Source organism: Rickettsia typhi str. Wilmington (assembly GCF_000008045.1).
In the GTDB taxonomy this organism is placed as follows: domain Bacteria; phylum Pseudomonadota; class Alphaproteobacteria; order Rickettsiales; family Rickettsiaceae; genus Rickettsia; species Rickettsia typhi.
Genome location: NC_006142.1, coordinates 936,625 through 959,752 on the forward strand (window position 1 = coordinate 936,625; position 23,128 = coordinate 959,752).

The following is a 23,128-nucleotide window of genomic DNA, read 5'->3' on the forward strand; positions in this document are numbered from 1 at the left end:
TTTTTATGGTATTATATTGTGGATTTTCATATTATTATGCATACTGCTATACGGTCGATAAAGATATTTGTTTGAAAAGCTAATCCAACATCTAAGTCATTGAATGGCAGTTGAACGCAATTCCACACAATAATGTCTGTTAAGTAAGCTAGATGAGAACAAAAAGCAATTAATGATATAATGTTCTATTAGGCTTACTATTATAAGATATGGCCTTAATAATTCAAAAGTTCGGTGGTACATCCGTTGCAAATATTGAGCGAATAAAAAAACTCGTTCCTATTATAAAAGCTGAAATAACTAAAAATAACCAAGTAATTGTAGTAGTTTCCGCTATGGCTGGAGTTACTAATCAACTTGTTACATTATGTAGTGAAGTATCAAGCCTGAACAAAATATCTCAATTTGCAGAATATGATGTAGCACTTTCTAGCGGAGAAATAGTCACTGCTGCATTACTAGCACTCGCTCTTCAAGAAGAAGAAATACAGGCTCAATCATTACTTGCCTGGCAATTACCAATTCTTACCAATAATAATCATAGTAAAGCTTTAGTGGAATTCATTACTACAGATTTACTAGAAAAATGTTTACAACTAAAGATCATACCTATAATAGCCGGTTTTCAAGGAATTAACAAATCAAATAGGATAACCACTTTTGGTAGGGGGGGATCCGATACTACTGCTGCCTTAATCGCTGCAGCTATGAAAGCTGATAGATGCGATATTTATACCGATGTAGATGGAATATTTACTGCAGACCCAAGAATTATCCCAAATGCAAAGAGAATAAAAGAAATAGATTTTTTAGAAATGTTAGAACTAGCATCGAGTGGAGCAAAAGTATTACACCCTAGAGCGGTAGAGTTAGTAATGCGGTATAAAATAGATATGCGTGTTCTTTCAACATTTTTACCAAATACAGAAGGTACTTTAATTACTTCAAAGGATACAACGCCTCTTGTAAAATCCACGTATATGGATATGGAAGAATCTGCAAAAAATATAAAACGTAGCACCAAAATAAATATACCTGATGATACTAGTGGATTAACATATAAATTACCAATAGAATTAGCATTACAAAATAGGTATAATATGGAAAATTGTATTATTCGCGGCATTACTTCTAATAAAAATTTATTAAAAGTATCTGTAAATACTATTACTTTAAGTTTTTTGCAAGTTGCCAATATGATTACATACAATAATAATTGTATTGAGTTTATGCAAGAGATAAAAAATAATATCGAATATAATTTTATTACAAATTTAACTGATAAAAATAATTTACAAACTTTACTTACTAATTGCAAAAATAATAAGCAGATACAAAATTTTACTTTTGATACCGAAATTGCCACAATCTCTCTTATTGGTTATGGCATTAAAAATGATTGCAAATTACTTGAAATGATATTATCACAGTTAACACAAGATAATATCAATGTTAACATGATGCAGTTATCAGAAGTTAAAATTACATTATTAATAAATGATAAAGATGTAGAAAAAACAATTTCTAATTTATATAATCTTTTTAAAATATCTTAGGTTTTGTACATTTTTAATGAATGATTATTTAATGTTAGAATTATAAAGATTTTGAAAAGACATATAATCTACTTCAGAAAATTTTATAACTTATAATAAATGCAATATATAAACCTAAATACTTAATTTTATTATATATTTTATCTTCTATTTAATATTGATTCGTTATATATTAATAAATCTGATAGGGTATCTATAAAGTTTTTTAAAGCTAATTAAATTCTTTTGATTATTATACGATAATGGCAAGACATTCTTGCAATAGAAGTGTATAATCTTATTCATTTTTGCTATACAAACTCTTTAATTATAAAAAATAATTTCTTAAAAAGAGTAAATTTCATCATTAAAAAATTCTTTTTACTATCAATTTTAGGAGTAAATTTTACAGGGGGAAATAATGCGTGAAGAGATGAGGTCAACAGAAACAAATAAAGATAATCCAGAAGAAATGAGAAATAATTTTAAAAAATTTGTACTTAATATATTAGAAACAGATAATATAACCCCGTATCAGTTAAGTGAAAAAACAGGCACACATGAAACAGCATGGAAAAATTTTCTAGATGGGCGTACAAAAATGCCTGATATGGGAGCGATTGTCGCGCTTGCCGATTATAAAAATGTGCCACTGGATGAATTAATAGGCAGGGAGATAAATAAAGAACACAAGATGACTTTAGCAATAAAACAAACTTCAAAAATATCTGCATCTAAGATACCAAAAGATATTCTTCAAGAAGCGATGTTAATAGGAGAAAAAACTAAACACTTTATAAATAAACCAGAAACTAAAGAAACAAAATCTTATAATGAACAGATTAAACGATCTAATAAATCAGAGGGGAGGTCTATCTAAATAACATATAGAATAACATAAAAATTAAAACCTGACTTAATAAAATAGAAAATAATTGCAAAATGACTAAAATAGCCGTCACACTTACTATTGATTACTTCAAATGATATTTAATTACACAAGATCACAGCGCATAATGTCTTGCTCTAAGCTTAGAGTTATATACGACTACATGTAACATTCTTAATGCGAACAAATAGTTTAAATTAAACGATCCAGTATGTTAGAGCATGTTAGATTGTGATGGCAAAACCAAAAAACTCATAAAGCCTGATATTAATTTTATCGTTTTATCTAAAATAGATATTAATACCACTTAGATACAATTAAAGATTTATTGGTATGAGATAAGCATATAAAGAAATATATCTACGAACACTTCATAACAAAATGAATACAATCATGAGTAATAGTACAGCAATACGCGAAAAAAGGCTTAGCACGCACAATATTCTTGTATCAAATGATGCTATACAATTTTATTTAGAGCCCAACAAACATTCATTATCTAGAAGAATATTTGTGAATATTATAGAGATTTTGTTTATAGTTATTCGAATTACCACTATACTCTTTTGAACAGCAAAAACATTATTTATCTGATAGATACTTTACAAATGCATCATAAAGAAGATGTATTGACTCATTTAGGTTTATTCTCAAATATTCTATAACTAATTGTGATATGTATTGCAATTAGCTAATGTAGTTTAGCACTATGACAAACTATAAAAAACAATAATATATCCATGGAATAATGAATTTTATCTTATTTGATTTAAATTTTTTATAATTTAAATCAAAATACTGAAATATTTTTAAGAAGTGAATATCATTTTGAAGCAACATTGTTATCTAATATCAACACATCATTGAAAATGATAATGCAAATTTAACAAAACAATCTAGTTAAAAATTCTAATTTGCAGATTTTTTATTATTTTTTTGATTGCATAACGTGCTCTAAACAATTCAAATAACTTGTTAAAAACAAAACGTTTTTCTCAATCATTCTTACTAAATAATATATTTATAGCATAAGCAAGTACCGTAAACATACAAAGATATAAAATTGGGAATAGATTAAAATCAAACGATTTTATTACCTTTGCACAAATATAATTAGCAGTACCAGACATTAACATTGAACCGATATTATGTCCTAAACTTATAACACGATAGCGTTCTTTAACTACAAAAGACTTAATAACGATACTATGTGCAAGAGCATTAAAAGGCGCGACTGATCCAGCTAACATTAAACTAACTGCAAGACCTAAATTAGTCATTTGATATTTGACTGCTATCACAAAAAATACACTTGCTGTAATAGTACATATAAATGCAATTTTTAATACTAAATGCACTCCTAATCTGTCAGCAATAAGGCCAGAAATCGGCATGCAAACAGCAAAACATATTACTATTAACACTGAAAAAGAACTCATAATAATAGAAACTGAAGGTAATACGATCGGTAAATATTGCTTCATAAAAATGATCGCAATTTGATATGTTGCTCCAAAACCTCCTGCTAAAAATATTAACCGTACAATATTTGTCCATTGCTTTTTAATTATAGCGCTCATTTTTTCAATAGAATCATGACTATAATTTGCTTGTTTAAACTCTGGTGTTTCATCAAATTTCCTACGATAATAAAGAGTGATTAATGCAAGTGGTACACTTAGCAAAAATGGAATACGCCAACTCCACTCCGGAAAAATATGGGAATTAAAGAAATTAGTTGCAGCGATGCCACATAATAATCCCATTACTCCAGTACATCTAGTTATTGCTGAGGCAGTAAATCTATATTTTGCTCCCAAATGTTCAATAACATAAATCGCTGCACCATCATATTCCCCTCCAATAAAAATACCTTGCATGAAGCGACATAAAACTAAAATTATTGTACTCCAAACTCCTATCGAAGAATAATCAGGCAATAAACCAATTATTAAAGTAGGAATCACAATACCGACCACAGTACAACTTAAGGCTTTTTTACGACCGTATATATCACCTATATGTCCAAAAACATAAGAACCCATAGGCTTGGATAAATATGCTGCTGCATAAACAGCAAAAACATTTACAAGTTTTGTTAACGGATCAGTACAAGCTGAAAAGAATTTATTGGCGATAATTGCTGCTGAAAAGCCATATAAACTATAGTCATAATATTCAATGATAGTGCCTAAAAACGCACCGAGAACTTTATTTCTTGATTTTGTTTGTTTCATTTTAAATATATTGTGAGTAAAAACGAAAAGTAGATAGACAATAGTTGCATTTGGAAAAGAGTAAGGCGTCTTGAAGCTTATAATCCCAACGCACTAGTATTTACGCTTCTATTATAAGCTGCAAGACGCCTTACTCTTTTCCAAATGCAACGAGTATACATGACCGCTTTGGCCGTTACTTAAAATCCTTCAAAGACCTTGATGTAAAGGTGGACTTCATATATCTAAACTGAATTAGTGTTAGACAGAGATGATGTCCTAAAAGTTAGTGGTAGTCCTAGGTTAATATTAAGCTCACGCACCAAGCAGCCAAGAGCTAATATATCACTTTTCCATTTTACGTGCAAGATTTTCTAGATAACTTGCTATAGTTGTTAGGGTTTCTGTAAATTTTTCTTCTTCGTAATGATTTTTTTGAAAACCATTTTTATAAAGCTTTTCTGTGAGGATAGCTATTTCAGCTTGAGCATTAAGAGAGGCCATAACTAATAATAGATCAAAAGAGGCTGTTGGACTATTAAGTTTAATTTCTGCTATTTTATCATTCAATTGATCTGCTAAAGATAGTAATTCTTCTTCATCACCATTATTACAATATAATTGAAAACTCTTATTATTTAATGTTACCGTAACAATTGGCATAATTATTTTTGCTGTTTTTTTATTTCTTCAAGTTCATTAATATAAATTTTAATTTGATCTAAGATTTTGATATAATTATCTTTTAATTTTTTATTTTCGTTTTGTAGTTTTTTCACTTCATTATGATTATGCGTTTGCGCCTGCAATAACTCATCAAGTTTATACTCAACTTCTTCCATTAATCTCTTTAATATTTTATTATCCATTTTTGATTAAGCATTAATTAGTTACGTTAATTATGAATTGATGACTTACAATAATAATTGATAACATCATAATCGATATAAGTACTAATTGTTTTTTACGTTTATAATTGATCAATGCTGTAGCTCTTTTATTAATTAATAATTTTTCAGTTTCATTCTGTTTTGTCGCCTCTATCTGCGCTGCATTTCGATCTTTCACATTAAGATAATCTAAATATAATTTTAAGTAACCTCTTACATATACTTCGCCAGGTAAAACATCAAAATTCCCCTCTTCTAAAGCTACTAAATATTTTTTTCTAATCTTTAAATCACTAGAGACCTGATTTAAAGTTTTACCTGAATCTAATCTAATTTGCTTAAGCATTGATGACATAATTCACTCAAGTTTTTGTAAGAATATTTCAAATTTCTTATTTGCTAAAATAATTATATTTAAGTCTATAGTTTCTTGAGCTTTAATTTCTTTAATAAAATCAAGAAAATTTCTAACTAAGTTATTATTATTAACAATCCATAAATCTAAATCAATAGTTGTTTTAGATTTATTAATTATTTTTATTAATAATCTACGTTGTTTGTCATATAAATCATCTTTTAGCGATTGAAGACCGAGGCGTCGCCAAAATGAATCGTTTAATTGCTTATCACAAACTTTACGTAACCAATCAAGACTAAACATATCGCTTATATCAAAATACGCTTTTGCTATCTCATTATTATTGCCTTCAGTCTCTTTTGCTACATATATAATGTCAAACACTGAAATTAAATTGTCAAATGTAGCAATAGTAGCAGCAAACGATGCCTCTACCCCGCTAGTTGTATAATAATTTAATTTTTCTGCAAATCTTACTTTATTTTCTCCGACTAATAAAGTACTGATCATTTTTCTTAAGTTTTGTGCATGTCCTCTAAACTCTTCTATAGTTTCACTAATATTAATAGGATGTTTCGAATTTTTAATAAACCATGAAATACCCCTACGCATTAATTTTGTTACTTCAGTAAACATATCAATTTTTACATTGTAATCTATATGAGTAGATAGATTACTGATAGTTTCCCATATATCATCGAGCGCAAAAATTTCACAAATAATTGTATATGATCTTATTATATCACAAAGAGGAGCACCAATCTCAAGTTTTATAATACTAATAAGCGGACCTCCAAGCTGATTAATTATTTTATTTATAGTAACGGTTTTAATAATCTCATATTTAAGAGGATGAGATAAAATTTCATTACGAAACTTTTCTTGCATCATTTTTGGGAAATAATCTATAAGATATGTATCAAAATATTTATCATGAAAAAAAGTAGAATTAATTAACTCATGATAAGCAGCTCTCTTACTGTACGAGAGCAATACACAAAGCTCAGGACGAGTCAATACTTCATCATTAATAGCTCTTCTATTCAATTCTTCTACACTAGGCAAGAATTCATTGTCGCGCTCTAATACTTTTTCTTCTTCTAAAATATCTATAAATTGACTAAGTATATTAACAGTTAAAGTAGGCGATAGTTGCATAATAGTTATTGCTTCAGTTTGCTTATAATTATCAAGTAATACTAACTCTTCAACTTGCTTTGTCATATCAATTAAAAGTTTATTACGTTCTTCTAAGGTAATTTTTCCTGATGTGACAGCGCTACTTAAAGCAATTTTGATATTTACCTCATGATCTGAACAATCAACGCCTGCTGAATTATCAATAAAATCAGCATTTATGCGTCCACCTTTTTTAGCATATTCAACTCTACCTCTCTGTGATACACCAACATTACCACCTTCTGCTATAACCTTTGCTCTAATTTCCTCACCATTACATCTAAGATTATCATTTGCTTTATCACCAATTTCCAAATTATTTTCCGTTTTAGCCTTAATATAAGTACCTATACCTCCATTCCACAGTAAATCAACATCGGCTTTTAAAATAGCTCTAATTAATTCCTCTGGTGACATCTCATTAGCATTTATATCAAGTAACTTTTTAATTTCTGGTGATAACTTTAGCGATTTACTACTGCGTTCAAATATATTTCCACCTTTAGAAATAAGCGTAGAATCATAATCAGACCAATTAGAACCCTTTAAATTAAATAAACGTAAACGCTCTTTAAAACTTAATAAAGGATTAGGATTAGGATCAATAAATATATGTTTATGATTAAAGGCCGCAACTAACTTAATAGCCTTTGATCTTAGCATACCATTACCAAATACATCGCCTGACATATCTCCTATACCTACGACAGTAATATTGTCTTTTTGGACATCTAAACCTAAGGTTTTAAAGTGATTAGTTACAGAAATCCAAGCTCCTTTAGAAGTAATAGCCATTTTTTTATGATCGTAACCTGCAGAACCACCAGAAGCAAAAGCATCATCAAGCCAATAATTATATTCTTTTGCGACACTATTAGCATAATCCGAAAATGATGCTGTACCTTTATCAGCAGCAACGACTAAATAAGGATCTTTTGTATCATAAATAATCATATCTTTAGGATGCACTACTTTACCGTCAATGATATTATCAGTTATATCTAATAAACCTCTAAGAAAATTCTTATAACATTCTATAACTTTTTCCATATATTCATCACGAGTCAGTCCTTCCTCAGTAAAATTAACATAAAAACCGCCTTTAGACCCAACAGGTACAATAACTGAATTCTTAGTCATTTGTGCTTTCATCAGCCCAAGAATCTCAAATCTATAATCTTCAGCTCTATCTGACCATCGCAGTCCTCCACGCGATACTGGACCACCTCTTAAATGAACAGCTTCAAAATTTCTAGAATAAACAAATACTTCAGCAAATGGAATTGGCTTAGGTAAATTCGGTACTTTTGAAGAATCAAATTTAAATGAAAAAATATGTTTATGCGCTTGATAATAATTTGTGCGAGTAATAGCATTCACTATACCGAGCATACTACGTAGTACTTTATCTTCACTACTCATCTCAACGGTTACTAAGTAAGTATTTAGGTTATCTTGAACTACATCATAATTGTTATCTGGATGTTGAGGATTAAATTTTATATCAAATAGATTTACCAACATTTTTGTATATTCTGGATGTTTAAGTAATGTTAACTGTACATAACCTTTACCGTAACTAAATCCTGTTTGATGTAAATATCTTGTTAAAGCTTTAATAAGTTTAACTTGCTTCCAATTAAAACCTGCAAGCACTATTAATTTACTTAAAGAATCATTAGCAAGCATACCAAGTGCCATTTGGTCTAAAGCTTCTTCAACATTTATTTTTAATGCGGGAATATTATTTTTGACAGGTACAATAGAAGTTAAAATAAAATTATATATCCAACTTTCTTTGATTTCCATTGCATCTTTAATTGCAAAAGTTTGTTCATCAATTGCCTTAAAACCTAAATTCTCTATTGACGGCAATATATTAGAAAGTGCAAGTTTTACTTTTGGACTATATATTTTTAAATAAAATTCTGTTTCATTGACAGAAACTAAATTAAACATACATTTTTGTAACTCGCTTGCTTTCTTTAAATATTCAATATCTATTAAAGCTATTTCTGGAGAAAATTTTTGTCTATAATCTGCTGGAAAAACATTATCAAAAATCTTTAAATTAATACCTGCTTGATATTCGCCAAATTTTTTAGAAAACTTAAAATAAAAATCTTCACTCCAACGTGTAGAGATACGATCTAAATCTTGCTGTATTATCTCTGCTTCAAAATTTATTTTATGTACCCCCTGCGCTTCAAGTGTTACAAAAAGATAAGAAAAATTACCAGCTACTTCTGTGATATAATTGGATAAAATTTTACTACCAAATTTTTCTGATAAATAACAATCTATCATATTGTGTATTTCGGCAGTTAAACGTTCTCGTGGTAGAAAAATGATAATGTTAAGAAAAGAATTAGACCAATCATATTGAATAAATAGTTTAAGTTTCTTACTCATCATGCTTGAGAGCATATGTAAGCACATACAATATAAATCACTTTGATCAATCTGTATTAAAGCTGCTCTTGGTAACGATTCAATTAAAATTCTTAATTTATCGGCATTATAACCAGATAATGAAAAACCAGCTTTCTCAATTACAAAATTGAATTTTTGTCGTAAGATTGGAATATTACTTATTGAATAGTAATACATATTTACATTATATATACCAAAAATTATACTTCCTGAAATATATTTACCTGAAGAGTCAAATTTTTTCACTAGAATATAGTCAATCAAATTATCTGAATGGATAAGTGATATACTATTTACTTTACCGAGTATTATTAATTGATTTTGATATAAAGTATTAGCAGAACATTTTATAATGTCATCAATTTCATCTCTTACTTCTTGCCATATTTTTGCGACTCCTATTTCATTGCTTAATTTTAAAGATTTTACATCAAAATCAAAAGTCCCTAATAAAACCAAATTATCATTTTGTAACCAATTTAAGAATTCTTTTGCCTCTTCAAAATTGAATTTGTCATTATCAATTATATTGTTAGATAAATCTTGTAATTTTGTAAGCAATTGTGGTAAATGTGTATAGCTCTGTTGTAACTCTTCTAATCTTTCATTGATAGCCTCAGTTAAAAATTTAGTAGTTTTATCGTCGAAATTTCCTAAAATTGTTAAATGTAATATCAATTCTGATTGTTCATCTAACACAGAGTTTTTAAATATTTTTTCTAATACTCCTTGACTATTGCGCATACAGTTTATTACCGGATGTAGTAAAAACTTAGCTTGTAAATTCATATTTTGAAGCAAACATATAATCACATCAACAATATGTGGCTTATTATCAAGTAATATCAAGACATTTATTGCTGGATCATTTTCGATCACTGACTTTGTTATTGATATTTTTCTTGCTCTGTCTACCCTTTGCTGAAAAAATTTAAATGCTTCATCTGCAAAATTTTGGAATAACTTTTCCCTATTCTCAAAATCATAATCTATAGGAATATAATTTAAAAACTTTTGAATAAAATCTATATATATTGGACTTGACTCACGTTCCTTGCTTAGTTCTAGAATTTTAGTTTGATAATTCGGAATTTGACAATTTAAACGTCTAAAGTTTAATGTTTTTGATACCATGATTTTCTCTAGAATAATAATAAAGTTATTATATTTTATTATATTATAATATATAACTTAAGCAAGAGGCATAGAAAATAAGTGGAAACGATATTTGCGCAAAGCTCTGCATTCGGTAAAGCAGGAGTAGCTGTTTTTAGGATTTCAGGCCCTAAAAGCCTAGAGGTTTTGCAATTACTTACAGGTCGGAAAGACTTTAAGCCAAGATTAATGTATTATCAACAAATTATTTCCCCTGAAACCAATGAGCTAATTGACAATGCTATGGTTGTTTATTTTAAGCTCCCTAATAGTTTTACTGGTGAAGATGTAGTCGAGATTCATACGCACGGCAGTAAAGCTATTTCTATAATGCTGATTAATACATTGTTAAACATAGATGATATTCGTTTAGCAGAAGCAGGCGAGTTTACAAAAAGAGCTTTTTTAAACAATAAATTTGATTTAACGGCAGCAGAGGGAATAGCAGATTTAATTAATGCCGAAACTATTATGCAGCATAGGCAAGCCGTAAGACAAGCAAACGGCGGTCTTGAAGAATTATATAATAATTGGCGTAATCAGCTTTTAAAGATTATCGCTCTACTTGAAGCTTATCTTGATTTCCCTGATGAAGATATACCAGATAGCATACTTAATGACGTTAACAACACTCATAAAAACATTGTAAATGAAATATCTAATTATCTTAATGATAACAGACGAGGAGAATTACTAAATAATGGTCTTAAACTTGCAATCATTGGTCCACCAAATACAGGTAAGTCTAGTTTATTAAACTTCTTGATGCAACGAAATATAGCAATTGTCTCAAATATTGCAGGAACTACTAGAGATATAATAGAGGGACATTTAGACATTGGAGGCTACCCTATTATTTTGCAAGATACAGCAGGTATAAGAGCAGAAAGTACAGACATTATAGAGCGAGAAGGTATAAAAAGAGCTATTAATTCTGCTAAAACAGCAAATATTAAAATTATTATGTTTGATGCCGAAAAATTAGATTTATCTATAAATAATGATATTATAGATTTAATTGATGAGAATACTATCGTAATCATTAATAAAATTGATTTAATTGAACCAAGTCAAATCTTTCCTATTGAAAAGAAATATAAATGCTTAAGAGTTTCAGTAAAAAATAATATTGCTCTTTCAAGTATTTTAAAAAATATTGAAAATATTGCTGAAAATATTGCAGGTTTTACCGAAACTCCTTATATAACAAATCAGCGTCATCGTCATTATTTAAAACAAGCTCTTTCGCATTTAATGGCTTTTAACTTAGACAATGATTTAGTACTCGCAACTGAAGATATGAGAATGACAGCACGATGCATTGGTCTTATTACAGGCGTTATTAACGTAGAAGAAATACTAAATGAAATCTTTAAAAATTTCTGCATAGGTAAATGAATGTGATTCTGAACAGGCATTTGTGTTATTGCATGGCGAAAAACTAACTTAGTTCATACTGCAGTCTTTGCTACAAAATCAAGCTAAAAATTTCACATTAAAATAATAAACTAGACACATTAGCAAGTTATGTTGTGGCTCATAATAAAAAATTATTCTAAATACTATTTTTATCTTGACAAAATCATTAATCTACTCTAGACACAGCATCTTAATTTTATTAAATAAATTATGGCTAAATATTATGGCACCGATAAATGTAAACTTAAAATGCGTTATACCTAATATTTGAAAATGAAATTATAAGTGATTTACCTTATAATATAAGACACATCATACATAAATTAAGCAGTACTATATTTTCATCAGTATATAGTACTGTTGAAGGAGCTTTTAGAAAAGGTTATATAGTGAATAATGCAGATTGTAATTGGAAAAATATTGCACAATCTTTCGCTGAGTCACCAAATGATTTTTCAATATTACACCAAGAGTGTAACAGTGGTTTAAATATTCCAATAAATAATATTTTTACCGATGCAGAAAATAATAAGCATATACTTTTAGATCAAACTGTAATACATAATCAAAACGGTACAGCTAATATTCTTGGCGCGATTTATAAAGTAACAAATAATTATATGTTTTCACAAGGTGATATTACATCAACTAATGGAGCTAATTTCTTAGGTTTAAATAAATGTACTGAAGAAGAAGCTATTAGTGTTTTACAAAATTATCATTCTTATAAAGCAACTTTAATACCTCGTGAATCGTTTCTCGATACTCTTGAAAAGACTCTAAATCACTTAGGACTATATTTAGATAATATCTCTCCTATGGAAATGGGTAAATATATTTTAGATCAATTCGGCAAAACGTATGATGAACCTACTACAGAAAAACCTAGCAAGGATACAAATTATGATGAATATGGCAACTATTATTATTATGTAGTAGCATTAGGAACATTAGCTATAGGCAGTATCTTAGGATATACAGCTAAATATGTATGGGATCATTATAATGGAGATATAAAAAACAAAAATATAGAATTAGTAAGAGAAAATAAACAATTAAAATATGATAATAAACAATTAAAATTTTCAACACTACTATACGAAAATTTTAAGAACAATGCATGTATATTCGATGAACTTATAAAAATAAATAATTTAGATGATCTTATAAGACTAGCAAAATCTATACCGGAATTTGAGTACTCAATATTATCACTAACTAATTTAAATAATGAAATTATAAAATTAAGTTCACCATCCGCTATAGCAATAAACTTACCTTCTGCAAGCAAAATATTGCATGAAATATGTGATAATCTTAAAGGTAATGATAGCTTTACTACAATTAACAGCTTTGCAAGGTTAATAACAATTATACGAATAGCAAATTCAGACTCTGAAGAATATAAAGCAAGCATCAAAGAAATATTTGATATATTTATCTCTCATTACGAAGAGATTGAAGATCTAAATTACGACACACCATTATTAGCTGTTTCAGCATATAGCTCCTCAGAAATAGTATGATAGGATTATTACATAACAATTTTTTAAAAATTAAATATCACGTGGAGTTAAAATGCGATATGTTATTTTATTGTGTTAAATCCTTTACCAAAAATTAGAGTATTGCTTATAAAACTTATGCAATCCTCAATTTCTAAATCTTGTAAACATTCAGTATGTTCAAAATTTAAGTCACTGTCAGCTTTAAATCTAGTGTTGCTGTCTTTTTGACAGTTTTGGACATACGCTCACTACTAAAATTATGCTAATTTAGAATACACTAAGTGCAGTCTAGGATAGGTATCATCAATTTCTATTTCTTCCCATTGATATAGACACACTATGATATGTTACTAATAATATTCACAATACAATAGTAGCTTACCAAGTGTTTCAGTGCCACTGCATATTTACAGATCTTTCTTACAACATTACATTCATTATAACTGTTACGGTAAGAGATACATAAATTATTGCTTATACTAATCAGTCCAAAATACTTAGAATCTCTATAGTCTAACTATACTAGGTAAAATCATAGTACTAAAATAAGCTACCTAAATATTACTAACAGTGTGATAAATAGTGTAAAAATATCACTTAACTAAAGATTCCATTAAAGTAAAAACTGCTACAAGCAACAAACATATTAAGTCTTCATATATGAATATTAAGACTTCACACTTTGATAAACTGTAATATTAAAATATAAGAGATATTATAAACCCTAAGATATAAGTAATTAGCAAAAATATTACTAACCATACTAAAATCTAATATATCCACTAATAGATCGTCACTTTTAAGTTAAAATAATGTCAATACAATACTAATTAAGAGAATTACGCGCATACTATATTCGTAATACTGTATTGAGATAACATTTTTTATTCATGGGACTAAAAAATGATTTTAATCACATGATTCATTACTAGAATTAGATCATGCAGGAATTTAAACTATAAAAAAGCAATAATTAGTAACGTAATATGCACGTTTATAAAAAATGCAAATTACTAGCTTAAAAGCTTAACAAATACTTTTCCTAATTAAATGTACTATCGTTACTATGATTATCATTATAATCTATACTAAAAACCTCAACAAGTAACTCTATCTCATAATGTACCTGTAGTAATTAGAAAATACAATAATATTTGCATATGCATTAATTATCGATAACTGTTGTAAATTATATGGTTATTAAATCAAAGCGTATATGACAGCATGTACGACTTATGTATGCATAAACCGATATTCAAAGTAAGCAAATGCTTAAAAATATAGGATGTAAATTAAGATAATTGATTACCTTTAGTAAGATATTCAGTGTGTAGAAATTGCGATACCATATTATTAAAATAAAACTATACTTTCGTAAATATAATTAATAGAAAAGCGATGAGTAAAATCAATAATAAATAACATAACTAATTTTCTCCTAGTAAAGAAGTGAAGATTTAATCTTACAAGCACAATAAATAAAATTTGATTTTTCTTTCTCAAACTTATATCTTAATTGATAAGTTTATAATATAGAAATTTATGTCAAATACAGACAAGGAACGAGCCATTGCTGCAGCACTCGCACAAATAGAAAAAAGCTACGGTAAAGGTTCCGTAATGAAACTAGGGCAACGTCCAAATATTGATATAGAAGCAATATCAACAGGCTCACTTGGACTAGATATAGCACTTGGAATAGGAGGTGTCCCTAAAGGCAGAATAATTGAGATTTTTGGACCTGAAAGCTCAGGTAAAACTACTTTGACACTACATTTAATTGCGGAATCTCAAAAAAATGGTGGTACATGTGCGTTTATTGATGCAGAGCATGCCTTAGACCCAGCTTATGCAAAGAAATTAGGCGTAAATATTGATGAGCTTATCATTTCACAACCAGATACAGGTGAACAAGCGCTAGAAATTGCTGATACGTTAATTCGCTCAGGTGGTATTGATATGATAATAATAGATAGTGTTGCTGCTTTAGTACCAAAATCAGAAATTGAAGGTGAAATGGGTGATGCCCAAATGGCTTCTCAAGCAAGATTAATGAGCCAGGCACTCCGTAAACTTACTGCATCAATTAATCGTACAAATTGTATTACTGTTTTTATCAACCAAATCAGAATGAAAATAGGTGTTATGTTCGGTAGTCCTGAAACTACAACAGGCGGTAATGCTTTAAAATTCTATGCTTCTGTTAGAATTGATATAAGAAGAATTGGCTCCATTAAAGATAAAGAAGAAGTAATAGGTAGCCAAACTAAAGTAAAAGTAGTCAAAAACAAAGTATCTCCACCATTTAAAACTGCAGATTTTGATATAATGTATGGTTCAGGTATTTCCAAAGAAGGTGAGATAATTGATCTTGGTGTTAAGCTTGAGATTATTGAGAAATCAGGCTCGTGGTTTGCTTACAATAAAGTACGCATAGGTCAAGGACGTGAAAACGTCAAACAATATTTAAAAGAACATCCACAAATTGCCAACGAAATTGAGAAAATAATACGAGAAAAATCGTCAGCAATTACTAATATAAATCTTGATCAAACGGAGGAATAAAATGATTGATTTTACAGGTAAAACTTCCTTAATTACAGGTGCTTCAGGCGGCATAGGAAGTGCAATAGCGCGGTTGCTACATAAACTCGGAAGCAAGGTAATTATTAGTGGGAGTAATGAGAAAAAATTAAAATTACTTGGAAATACTTTAAAAGATAATTATATCATAGAAGTATGCAATCTTGCAAATAAGGAAGAATGTAATAATTTAATATCTAAAATATCAAATTTAGATATTTTAGTATGTAATGCCGGTATTACTAGTGATACACTCGCAATTAGAATGAAAGATCAAGATTTTGACAAAGTTATTGATATCAATTTGAAAGCAAATTTTATTTTAAATCGTGAAGCAATAAAAAAAATGATACAAAAAAGGTATGGACGCATTATTAACATATCTTCAATAGTAGGAATTGCAGGTAATCCAGGACAGGCTAATTATTGTGCTTCTAAAGCAGGTTTAATAGGTATGACAAAATCGCTCTCTTACGAAGTTGCGACTAGAGGTATTACGGTTAATGCAGTAGCGCCAGGATTTATAAAATCAGATATGACAGATAAACTCAACGAAAAACAAAGAGAAGCAATAGTACAAAAAATTCCACTAGGCACTTATGGTATACCGGAAGACGTTGCATATGCAGTCGCATTTTTAGCAAGCAATCATGCATCATATATTACCGGTCAAACTCTACATGTAAACGGCGGTATGTTAATGGTATAAAATTTTGTGCTAGCAAAAAATAATTTTTTGTGCTAGAAGTTCTTTTAAAGGTAAAATGCTTATGAATATTTAAAAGATTCATAGCAATTAAAATACAATCTAATAGATGAATAATTGCTATTATATAATATATAAATAAATGATTTATGGAGTTCAAAATTATGAGTACAACGGACAAGATCGAACAGAAAGTTATTGAAATGGTTGCTGAGAAGCTAAATAAAGATAAAGCGATAATAACTACAGATTCAAGATTTATAGAAGATTTGAAAGCTGATAGCCTTGATACCGTAGAATTAATGATGGCAATAGAAGTTGAATACGGTATTGATATCCCTGATGATGAAGCCACTAAAATTAAAACCGTATCCGATGTCATAAAATATATCAAAGAACGCCAATCTTAATCTGCATAAATTAAATCCCTAAGATAATTAAAAATGTCAAATCAAAACATAAATAAAAGAGTAGTTATTACTGGGCTTGGACTTGTTACTCCTGTTGGGCTTAATGTTAACTCATCTTGGAAAAATATTGTAGATGGAGTAAGTGGTATAAAAACTATTACAGAATTTGACACTTCTAAACTTGCGTGTAAAATTGCTGGAGTTATAGATATTTCTGAGCACGATGGATTTAAACTAGAAAATTTTACACAAGCAGATGATATTAATAGACTAAGTAAAATGGATAAATTTATCCATTATGGGATAGCAGCTGCAACCGAAGCAGTTGAAGATAGCGGATGGTTACCTGAAGATGAAAAATCTCGTGATAGAACAGGCCTGATATTAGGTTCAGGAATCGGTGGGCTTAAAATGATTGAAGATACCTCTATTAAACTTTATAAAGAAAATAACGGCAAAGTTAGTCCTTTCTTTATTCCAGCATCATTAATTAACCTTTTATCAGGTCTTGTTTCTATAAAATACGGTTTTAGTGGCCCGAATCAAGCAGCAGTAACAGCGTGCTCTACAGGTGCACATGCTATAGGTGATGCGATGCGTATGATAAAGCATGGTTATGCCGATGTTATGATCGCAGGTGGTGCAGAAGCTCCAGTTACACCTGTCGGAGTTGCAGGTTTCGTTGCTGCTAGAGCATTATGTACTAAATATAACGATAATCCTGAAAAAGCCTCAAGACCTTGGGATAAAGGTCGAAGTGGTTTTGTGATGGGTGAAGGAGCAGGCATTGTAGTCTTAGAAGAATATGAACATGCAGTAAATCGTGGAGCTAAAATTTATTGTGAAGTTATAGGGTACGGCTCTACAGGTGATGCATACCATATGACCGCTCCACATCCTCAAGGTAGAGGAGCTTATAGAGCAATGAGTGAAGCGTTACAAGATGCTGGTATCAATCCTAGTATGATTGATTATATTAATGCACACGGTACTTCTACTACTCTTGGAGACATGATCGAATTAGAAGCTACACAAAAATTATTTTTAGAATCGAATCCCAAAATTCTAATGTCTTCTACTAAATCATCAATAGGACATTTGCTTGGTGCAGCAGGAAGTGTTGAATTTATATTTTCAGTTCTTACAATTCGAGATCAGATTGCACCACCAACCTTAAACTTAGAAAACCCTATGGATGATGTTAAAATAGATTTAGTAAAATTAAAAGCTAGAGAAACTGTGGTAGATTACGTATTATCTAATTCTTTTGGCTTCGGTGGTACCAATGCTAGCTTAGTCATTAAGAGGATTTAATATAAATTATTATCATTATCACAGTATAATACCATTATGAGCGTAATTCATTAAATACAGGGTTTCATTAAGCGTTAATGATAAAGTCATGTTATTTGATTTAGCGCTTTATCTGTATCAGAACTATAAAAATTTGTCTGATATGTTGTAGCTGCTGAGGAAAATCAAGTTTAATAGAATATTAGATGATTATAAGCTAGATGACTGTAAATTATTGCAAGATCCTTGAATAACAACCAGCTATAAAAGTATAGGAAAACTAATTTGACCGTCTATTATTTTGACTTACAACAAGAGTATAAAAGAAATAAATTCTAAAATTACAATACAAACTATTAAACTAAGCAATTAAGCAATCTGAAGATTCAAAGCACAAACCTTGCTAAAGGTTCAATATTAAAATCGGAAATATCTACGCCTTGATACACAACAGAATAACCATACATAATATTAGAACAATTAAGTTTTGAGGACAATAAAAAATATTATAGAAAAATCAAACAATACTCTAAATTCATAAATATTAAGAATTTAAACATTAGTATTGTTGATAACAAATATTAAGATATGTATAAAATGTAACGCAATTAATAATCAATGTAGATTCAGTATTATCAAATATTCTTTAAATAATCCTAGAGCTACAAATAAGAGTAATGAAGTTTGACGAAGTAATCAAGTGCAACAAACAGTAACATCATAATGTATAAAATATAATATGCACAAACAAAGTAATGAGAATGATAAAACAACAACTTTATCAAATAATATAAAATCTACACATATAATAGTTGATCGGATCATTCATGCTCAACAAAAAAATAAAATTGGCAAACAAAGATGTAAAAAAGATTATGTGAAATAATTTAAGGTATTTATATTAAAAAAATGAGTATAGTCACGCTAATGTGCATGGTAAGAAAAATTCTTTGCTCTTTCTGCAACTATAATCTCATGTATTTTTTTAAGCGTTTGGCCGAAATCATCGTTGATAACTACATAATCATACTCATTAGCGTATGATATTTCATGTTGTGCCGACTGCATACGTAATTTGATTGTTTCTTCATTATCTGTAGCTCTATTTCTTAAGCGTTGTTCCAGTATTTCAAGACTAGGCGGCAATACAAATATAGTAACAACATTATTAGTATTTTTCTTAATACTCCTTACTCCTTGCCAATCAATATCAAATAAAACATCTAATCCTTGCTTTAATAACATTTTAACATATTCTTTAGGCGTACCATAATAATCATTGTATATTTTAGCATATTCAAGGAATTTATTCTGTTTAACTAATGTTTTAAACTCTAGATCAGTCTTAAAGTAATAGTTTATACCATCTACTTCTCCTAAACGTGGTTTCCTTGTAGTGACCGAAATAGATAAACGTAAATTATTATCTATCTTCAATAATTCTTTAGCTAAACTTGACTTACCAGTACCTGAAGGAGAAGATAAAATTATAATCAGTCCTTTATGTTTAAATTGCATATTTTATGTTTTATTTCATAGATACAGCAGATTAAGATAAGATGAATTTCAATGCAAAGCTCTAAAAGTAGTAGGTAAAATACATTAACAATTCATACAAAATTCATTTGTATAAAGCTTTATGAATTATTATGTACTTTTCTTTTTATTACCTCATCCATAGTACAATTAAAATATTTTGCTATTTTTAAAATAGTATCTATTTCAGGATTAAATTCACGATTAGCTTCCGCTCTCATAATTCTACTAACAGTCGTATAAGGGATATTAGTCACCTTAGAAAGATATTTACGATCTATCTTTTCTTGTTTTAATTTTTCTTCTAAAAATTCTTTTACCTTAGTAGCAAGTGCCATATTAATAACCTCTGAATAAATAAATGATATATAAAGTTTGTTGAGTACTACCAATCTTGTGACATGAGTTAAAAAATGTACTTGGTATCATACCACAACTTATCAACAGTATATAATAACTAAAAATATATTGATCTTACAAGATAACAGTAGCAAAAATCAAGCGATGAAACAACATGGATAATACAAAATTTTTATCATTATAGATAATTTATAATAAATTATAGTACCAAATCCAACTTGACAATATATGATATAGAATTGCTATTTAAAAATATTCAAGATACAGTTACCATAGTCATTCTTCTTATTGTGATTAAAAGATACCAATCTAACTTTAAAGTTTCTTATTTTGATTTTAATAAAATAATTACTTTATTAAATAATTGTAGTGATGTTTGCTATGATGCAGTTTTGATAAAATTTTAATTTATCGATTATTATACTATATGCGGTTATAATGCCGTAACCATTTTGTTCATACTCTTATAATTTCATCCGTTACAGCAGTAATGTAGCATAAATAACTTAATGTCACAGTGATAAATATTATTTACAAAAATATTTATAAAATAATTTAGGTTTTTGTCTGTGTGGGAATTATAAAAATGTTTCATGAAACAAAGACATACTTTTAAAGTAATTATGTAGAATACAACATTTAAAAAACATTACTGCTTCGGCAATAATATTTGTACAAATTCCATTTTAGATAAATCAGCTGCTAAGTTTACTATTACATCATTTTCTGTAACTCTAGACACATAGCCCACTAAAATACCTGCAGGATAAATATTACCATGTCCAGAGGTAACTATTTCCTCATCTTTTTGTACTAAGTGATTGTTAGGCAAGTATAAAATTTTACTATTATTATTATTACCTGCTAAAATACCTTGTTCTCTTGAAGAATTAGCTTTAATAGGTATTCTAGAATTAACATCACTAATCAACATTACTTTAGAGTAATTATTACTAACTTCTATTATTTTGCCTACTAATTTACCTGAATTAACAACGATTTGATCAGGTTCAATACCTTGCTTTTTACCTGCGGAAATCAAAGCAGTTCTAGAAAATGGATTAAAAGAAACACTAAGTAATTTAGTAGTCAAATATTCAAATTCTTCTTCCTCAGCAATCATTAATAAATCTTTTAATGCAATATTTTCGGCTTTGACAGATTCTACTTCGCTTTGCAAATGTTGTAATCTTGCTATCTCAAGCTGAAGTTCTATATTTTTGCGCTCTAGATCTTGAAAATAAATAAATTTATGTGTTACTAAATTTATATATTCAAATATATCTTTATACACAGCCAAACCTATAGATACTATACTACCAGTTACTTCAAGTGATATACTAGATATTTTTTTAGGTGTAATCAAAAATAAATATATAGACAATCCAAATCCAAATATAACACAAACACGCTTCAGAGTATTTAATATTATGCGTATTAATTCTAATGAACTTGGAGAATTTTTTACTCTATTTGCAAGTATTGCCATTTTTAATCCTGTTTAAATAGTACATGTTTTAGCTTTGTAAAATCTTCAAGTACTTTGCCTGTTCCAAGTGCAACACAAGAAAGAGCATCATCAGCAACTATAACAGGCAATTTAGTTGCTTCACTAAGAACAAAATCAAGATTTCGTAATAACGAGCCACCGCCTGTTAAAACAATTCCCTTATCAACTATATCTGAAGATAATTCAGGAGGCGTTGCTTCTAATGCTACTTTTACTGCTTCAACAATTTGACTGACTGGTTCAATGAGACTATCAGCAATTTGTCTTTCATTCAACATCATTTCTTTAGGAATACCGTAAATTAAATCACGTCCTTTAATTTCCATCTTTCTCGGCTCAGTATTTTCATTTACATAAGCTGTACCTATTTCTTGTTTGATCTTTTCGGCAGTAGCCTCACCTATAAGTAAGTTATAGTGCCTTCTGATATATGAGATAATAGCTTCATCCATCTTATCACCACCAACTCTTACAGACCTCGCATATACTATCCCACCTAGTGACAAAACTGCAACTTCTGTAGTGCCGCCTCCAATATCAACAATCATTGAACCAGTTGCTTCCGTTACAGGCAACCCTGCTCCAATCGCCGCTGCCATAGGCTCTTCAATTAAATAAACATCTCTACCACCTGCACTTTCTGCTGCTTCTTGGATAGCACGACGCTCAACAGGCGTAGAACCTGAAGGCACACAAATAACAATTGTTGGACCAAAAAAAGAGCGACGATTATGCACCATTCTAATAAAATACTTTATCATTTCCTCTGCACCCTTAAAATCAGCAATAACACCATCTTTTAAAGGTCTTTTTGCTTCAATATCTGTAGGAGTACGCCCAAGCATCATTTTTGCCTCATGACCATAAGCATATGGGACAAAAGCACCATCTTTTTTTATTAATGCAATAACAGAAGGTTCTCTTAGAACAATTCCACGACTTTTTTGATAGACAATAGTATTAGCAGTACCAAGATCTATTGCCATACCTGAAGAAAAACCTTCCAAAAATTTCATTATCATTGTATTTTTCTCTCTAAATTCTCAAAACACTTCTATAAAACTGTGAATAAAAAACAGTGTAGGATACTTTGTGAGGAGCAAAAATTATACACTACACAACACATTTTTTATTTTTTAAAAATTAAA

Annotated in this window: 16 protein-coding genes, 1 other RNA gene and 1 pseudogene; 8 read left to right on the top strand and 10 right to left on the bottom strand. The window is 29.1% G+C overall.

Features of this window, described 5'->3' with window-relative positions:
- Positions 1-209 precede the first annotated feature (209 nt).
- Both RT_RS03640 and RT_RS03645 read left to right on the top strand, forming a co-directional pair.
- The gene (locus RT_RS03640) at positions 210-1,556 is read left to right on the top strand and encodes an aspartate kinase (RefSeq protein WP_011191171.1); all 1,347 of its coding nucleotides are present in this window, start codon (positions 210-212) and stop codon (positions 1,554-1,556) included.
- A 400-nt stretch (positions 1,557-1,956) separates the two neighbouring features.
- Positions 1,957-2,415 carry a helix-turn-helix domain-containing protein gene (locus RT_RS03645; protein WP_011191172.1) on the top strand — a complete coding sequence of 153 codons (459 nt, stop codon included), beginning with the start codon at positions 1,957-1,959 and terminating at the stop codon, positions 2,413-2,415.
- Positions 2,416-3,419: 1,004 nt separating this feature from the next.
- On the opposite strand, the gene RT_RS03650 is transcribed toward RT_RS03645, so the two are convergent.
- The 6 genes from RT_RS03650 to RT_RS03670 all read right to left on the bottom strand — a co-directional run bounded on the left by RT_RS03650 (position 3,420) and on the right by RT_RS03670 (position 10,634).
- The gene (locus RT_RS03650; protein ID WP_011191173.1) at positions 3,420-4,661 is read right to left on the bottom strand and encodes an MFS transporter; all 1,242 of its coding nucleotides are present in this window, start codon (positions 4,659-4,661) and stop codon (positions 3,420-3,422) included.
- A gap of 156 nt (positions 4,662-4,817) precedes the next feature.
- Positions 4,818-4,976: non-coding RNA, 6S RNA (gene ssrS / locus RT_RS04445), on the bottom strand.
- A gap of 9 nt (positions 4,977-4,985) precedes the next feature.
- Entirely contained in the window at positions 4,986-5,303 is a 318-nt protein-coding gene (locus tag RT_RS03655) for a cell division protein ZapA (RefSeq protein WP_011191174.1), read from the bottom strand.
- A 2-nt stretch (positions 5,304-5,305) separates the two neighbouring features.
- Positions 5,306-5,509: an RP576a family tick cell line-upregulated protein gene (locus RT_RS03660; protein WP_011191175.1), complete on the bottom strand. Its 204-nt coding sequence runs from the start codon at positions 5,507-5,509 to the stop codon at positions 5,306-5,308.
- Between the two features lie 13 nt (positions 5,510-5,522).
- Complete coding sequence (locus RT_RS03665; protein ID WP_011191176.1) at positions 5,523-5,885, bottom strand: helix-turn-helix domain-containing protein; 363 nt, start codon at positions 5,883-5,885, stop codon at positions 5,523-5,525.
- A 3-nt stretch (positions 5,886-5,888) separates the two neighbouring features.
- Positions 5,889-10,634: an NAD-glutamate dehydrogenase gene (locus RT_RS03670; RefSeq protein WP_011191177.1), complete on the bottom strand. Its 4,746-nt coding sequence runs from the start codon at positions 10,632-10,634 to the stop codon at positions 5,889-5,891.
- A gap of 81 nt (positions 10,635-10,715) precedes the next feature.
- Here RT_RS03670 and mnmE point away from each other — a divergent pair, with 81 nt between their 5' ends.
- From mnmE to fabF, 6 genes and pseudogenes are all read left to right on the top strand, one after another.
- The gene (mnmE, locus tag RT_RS03675; protein WP_011191178.1) at positions 10,716-12,053 is read left to right on the top strand and encodes a tRNA uridine-5-carboxymethylaminomethyl(34) synthesis GTPase MnmE; all 1,338 of its coding nucleotides are present in this window, start codon (positions 10,716-10,718) and stop codon (positions 12,051-12,053) included.
- A gap of 241 nt (positions 12,054-12,294) precedes the next feature.
- Positions 12,295-13,600: pseudogene (locus tag RT_RS03680) on the top strand (DUF5460 family protein).
- A 1,524-nt stretch (positions 13,601-15,124) separates the two neighbouring features.
- On the top strand, positions 15,125-16,147 hold the full coding sequence (gene recA, locus RT_RS03685) for a recombinase RecA (RefSeq protein ID WP_011191180.1): 1,023 nt from the start codon (positions 15,125-15,127) through the stop codon (positions 16,145-16,147).
- 1 nt (position 16,148) lies between these two features.
- A complete protein-coding gene (gene fabG, locus RT_RS03690; protein WP_011191181.1) occupies positions 16,149-16,874 on the top strand; it encodes a 3-oxoacyl-ACP reductase FabG in 726 nt (241 codons plus the stop codon).
- 146 nt (positions 16,875-17,020) lie between these two features.
- Positions 17,021-17,281 carry an acyl carrier protein gene (acpP, locus tag RT_RS03695; protein WP_014607275.1) on the top strand — a complete coding sequence of 87 codons (261 nt, stop codon included), beginning with the start codon at positions 17,021-17,023 and terminating at the stop codon, positions 17,279-17,281.
- 33 nt (positions 17,282-17,314) lie between these two features.
- Positions 17,315-18,595 (top strand): beta-ketoacyl-ACP synthase II, encoded by a 1,281-nt coding sequence (fabF, locus tag RT_RS03700; RefSeq protein WP_011191182.1) that lies wholly within the window; start codon positions 17,315-17,317, stop codon positions 18,593-18,595.
- Positions 18,596-19,498: 903 nt separating this feature from the next.
- Here fabF and gmk read toward each other — a convergent pair.
- From gmk to RT_RS03720, 4 genes are all read right to left on the bottom strand, one after another.
- The gene (gene gmk / locus RT_RS03705; protein WP_011191184.1) at positions 19,499-20,092 is read right to left on the bottom strand and encodes a guanylate kinase; all 594 of its coding nucleotides are present in this window, start codon (positions 20,090-20,092) and stop codon (positions 19,499-19,501) included.
- A gap of 119 nt (positions 20,093-20,211) precedes the next feature.
- Positions 20,212-20,448 (bottom strand): helix-turn-helix transcriptional regulator, encoded by a 237-nt coding sequence (locus RT_RS03710; protein ID WP_011191185.1) that lies wholly within the window; start codon positions 20,446-20,448, stop codon positions 20,212-20,214.
- A gap of 671 nt (positions 20,449-21,119) precedes the next feature.
- The gene (gene mreC, locus RT_RS03715) at positions 21,120-21,959 is read right to left on the bottom strand and encodes a rod shape-determining protein MreC (protein ID WP_011191186.1); all 840 of its coding nucleotides are present in this window, start codon (positions 21,957-21,959) and stop codon (positions 21,120-21,122) included.
- Positions 21,960-21,961: 2 nt separating this feature from the next.
- Positions 21,962-23,002, bottom strand: coding sequence for a rod shape-determining protein (locus tag RT_RS03720; protein ID WP_011191187.1), 1,041 nt, complete (start codon positions 23,000-23,002; stop codon positions 21,962-21,964).
- Between the last annotated feature and the right edge of the window lie 126 nt (positions 23,003-23,128).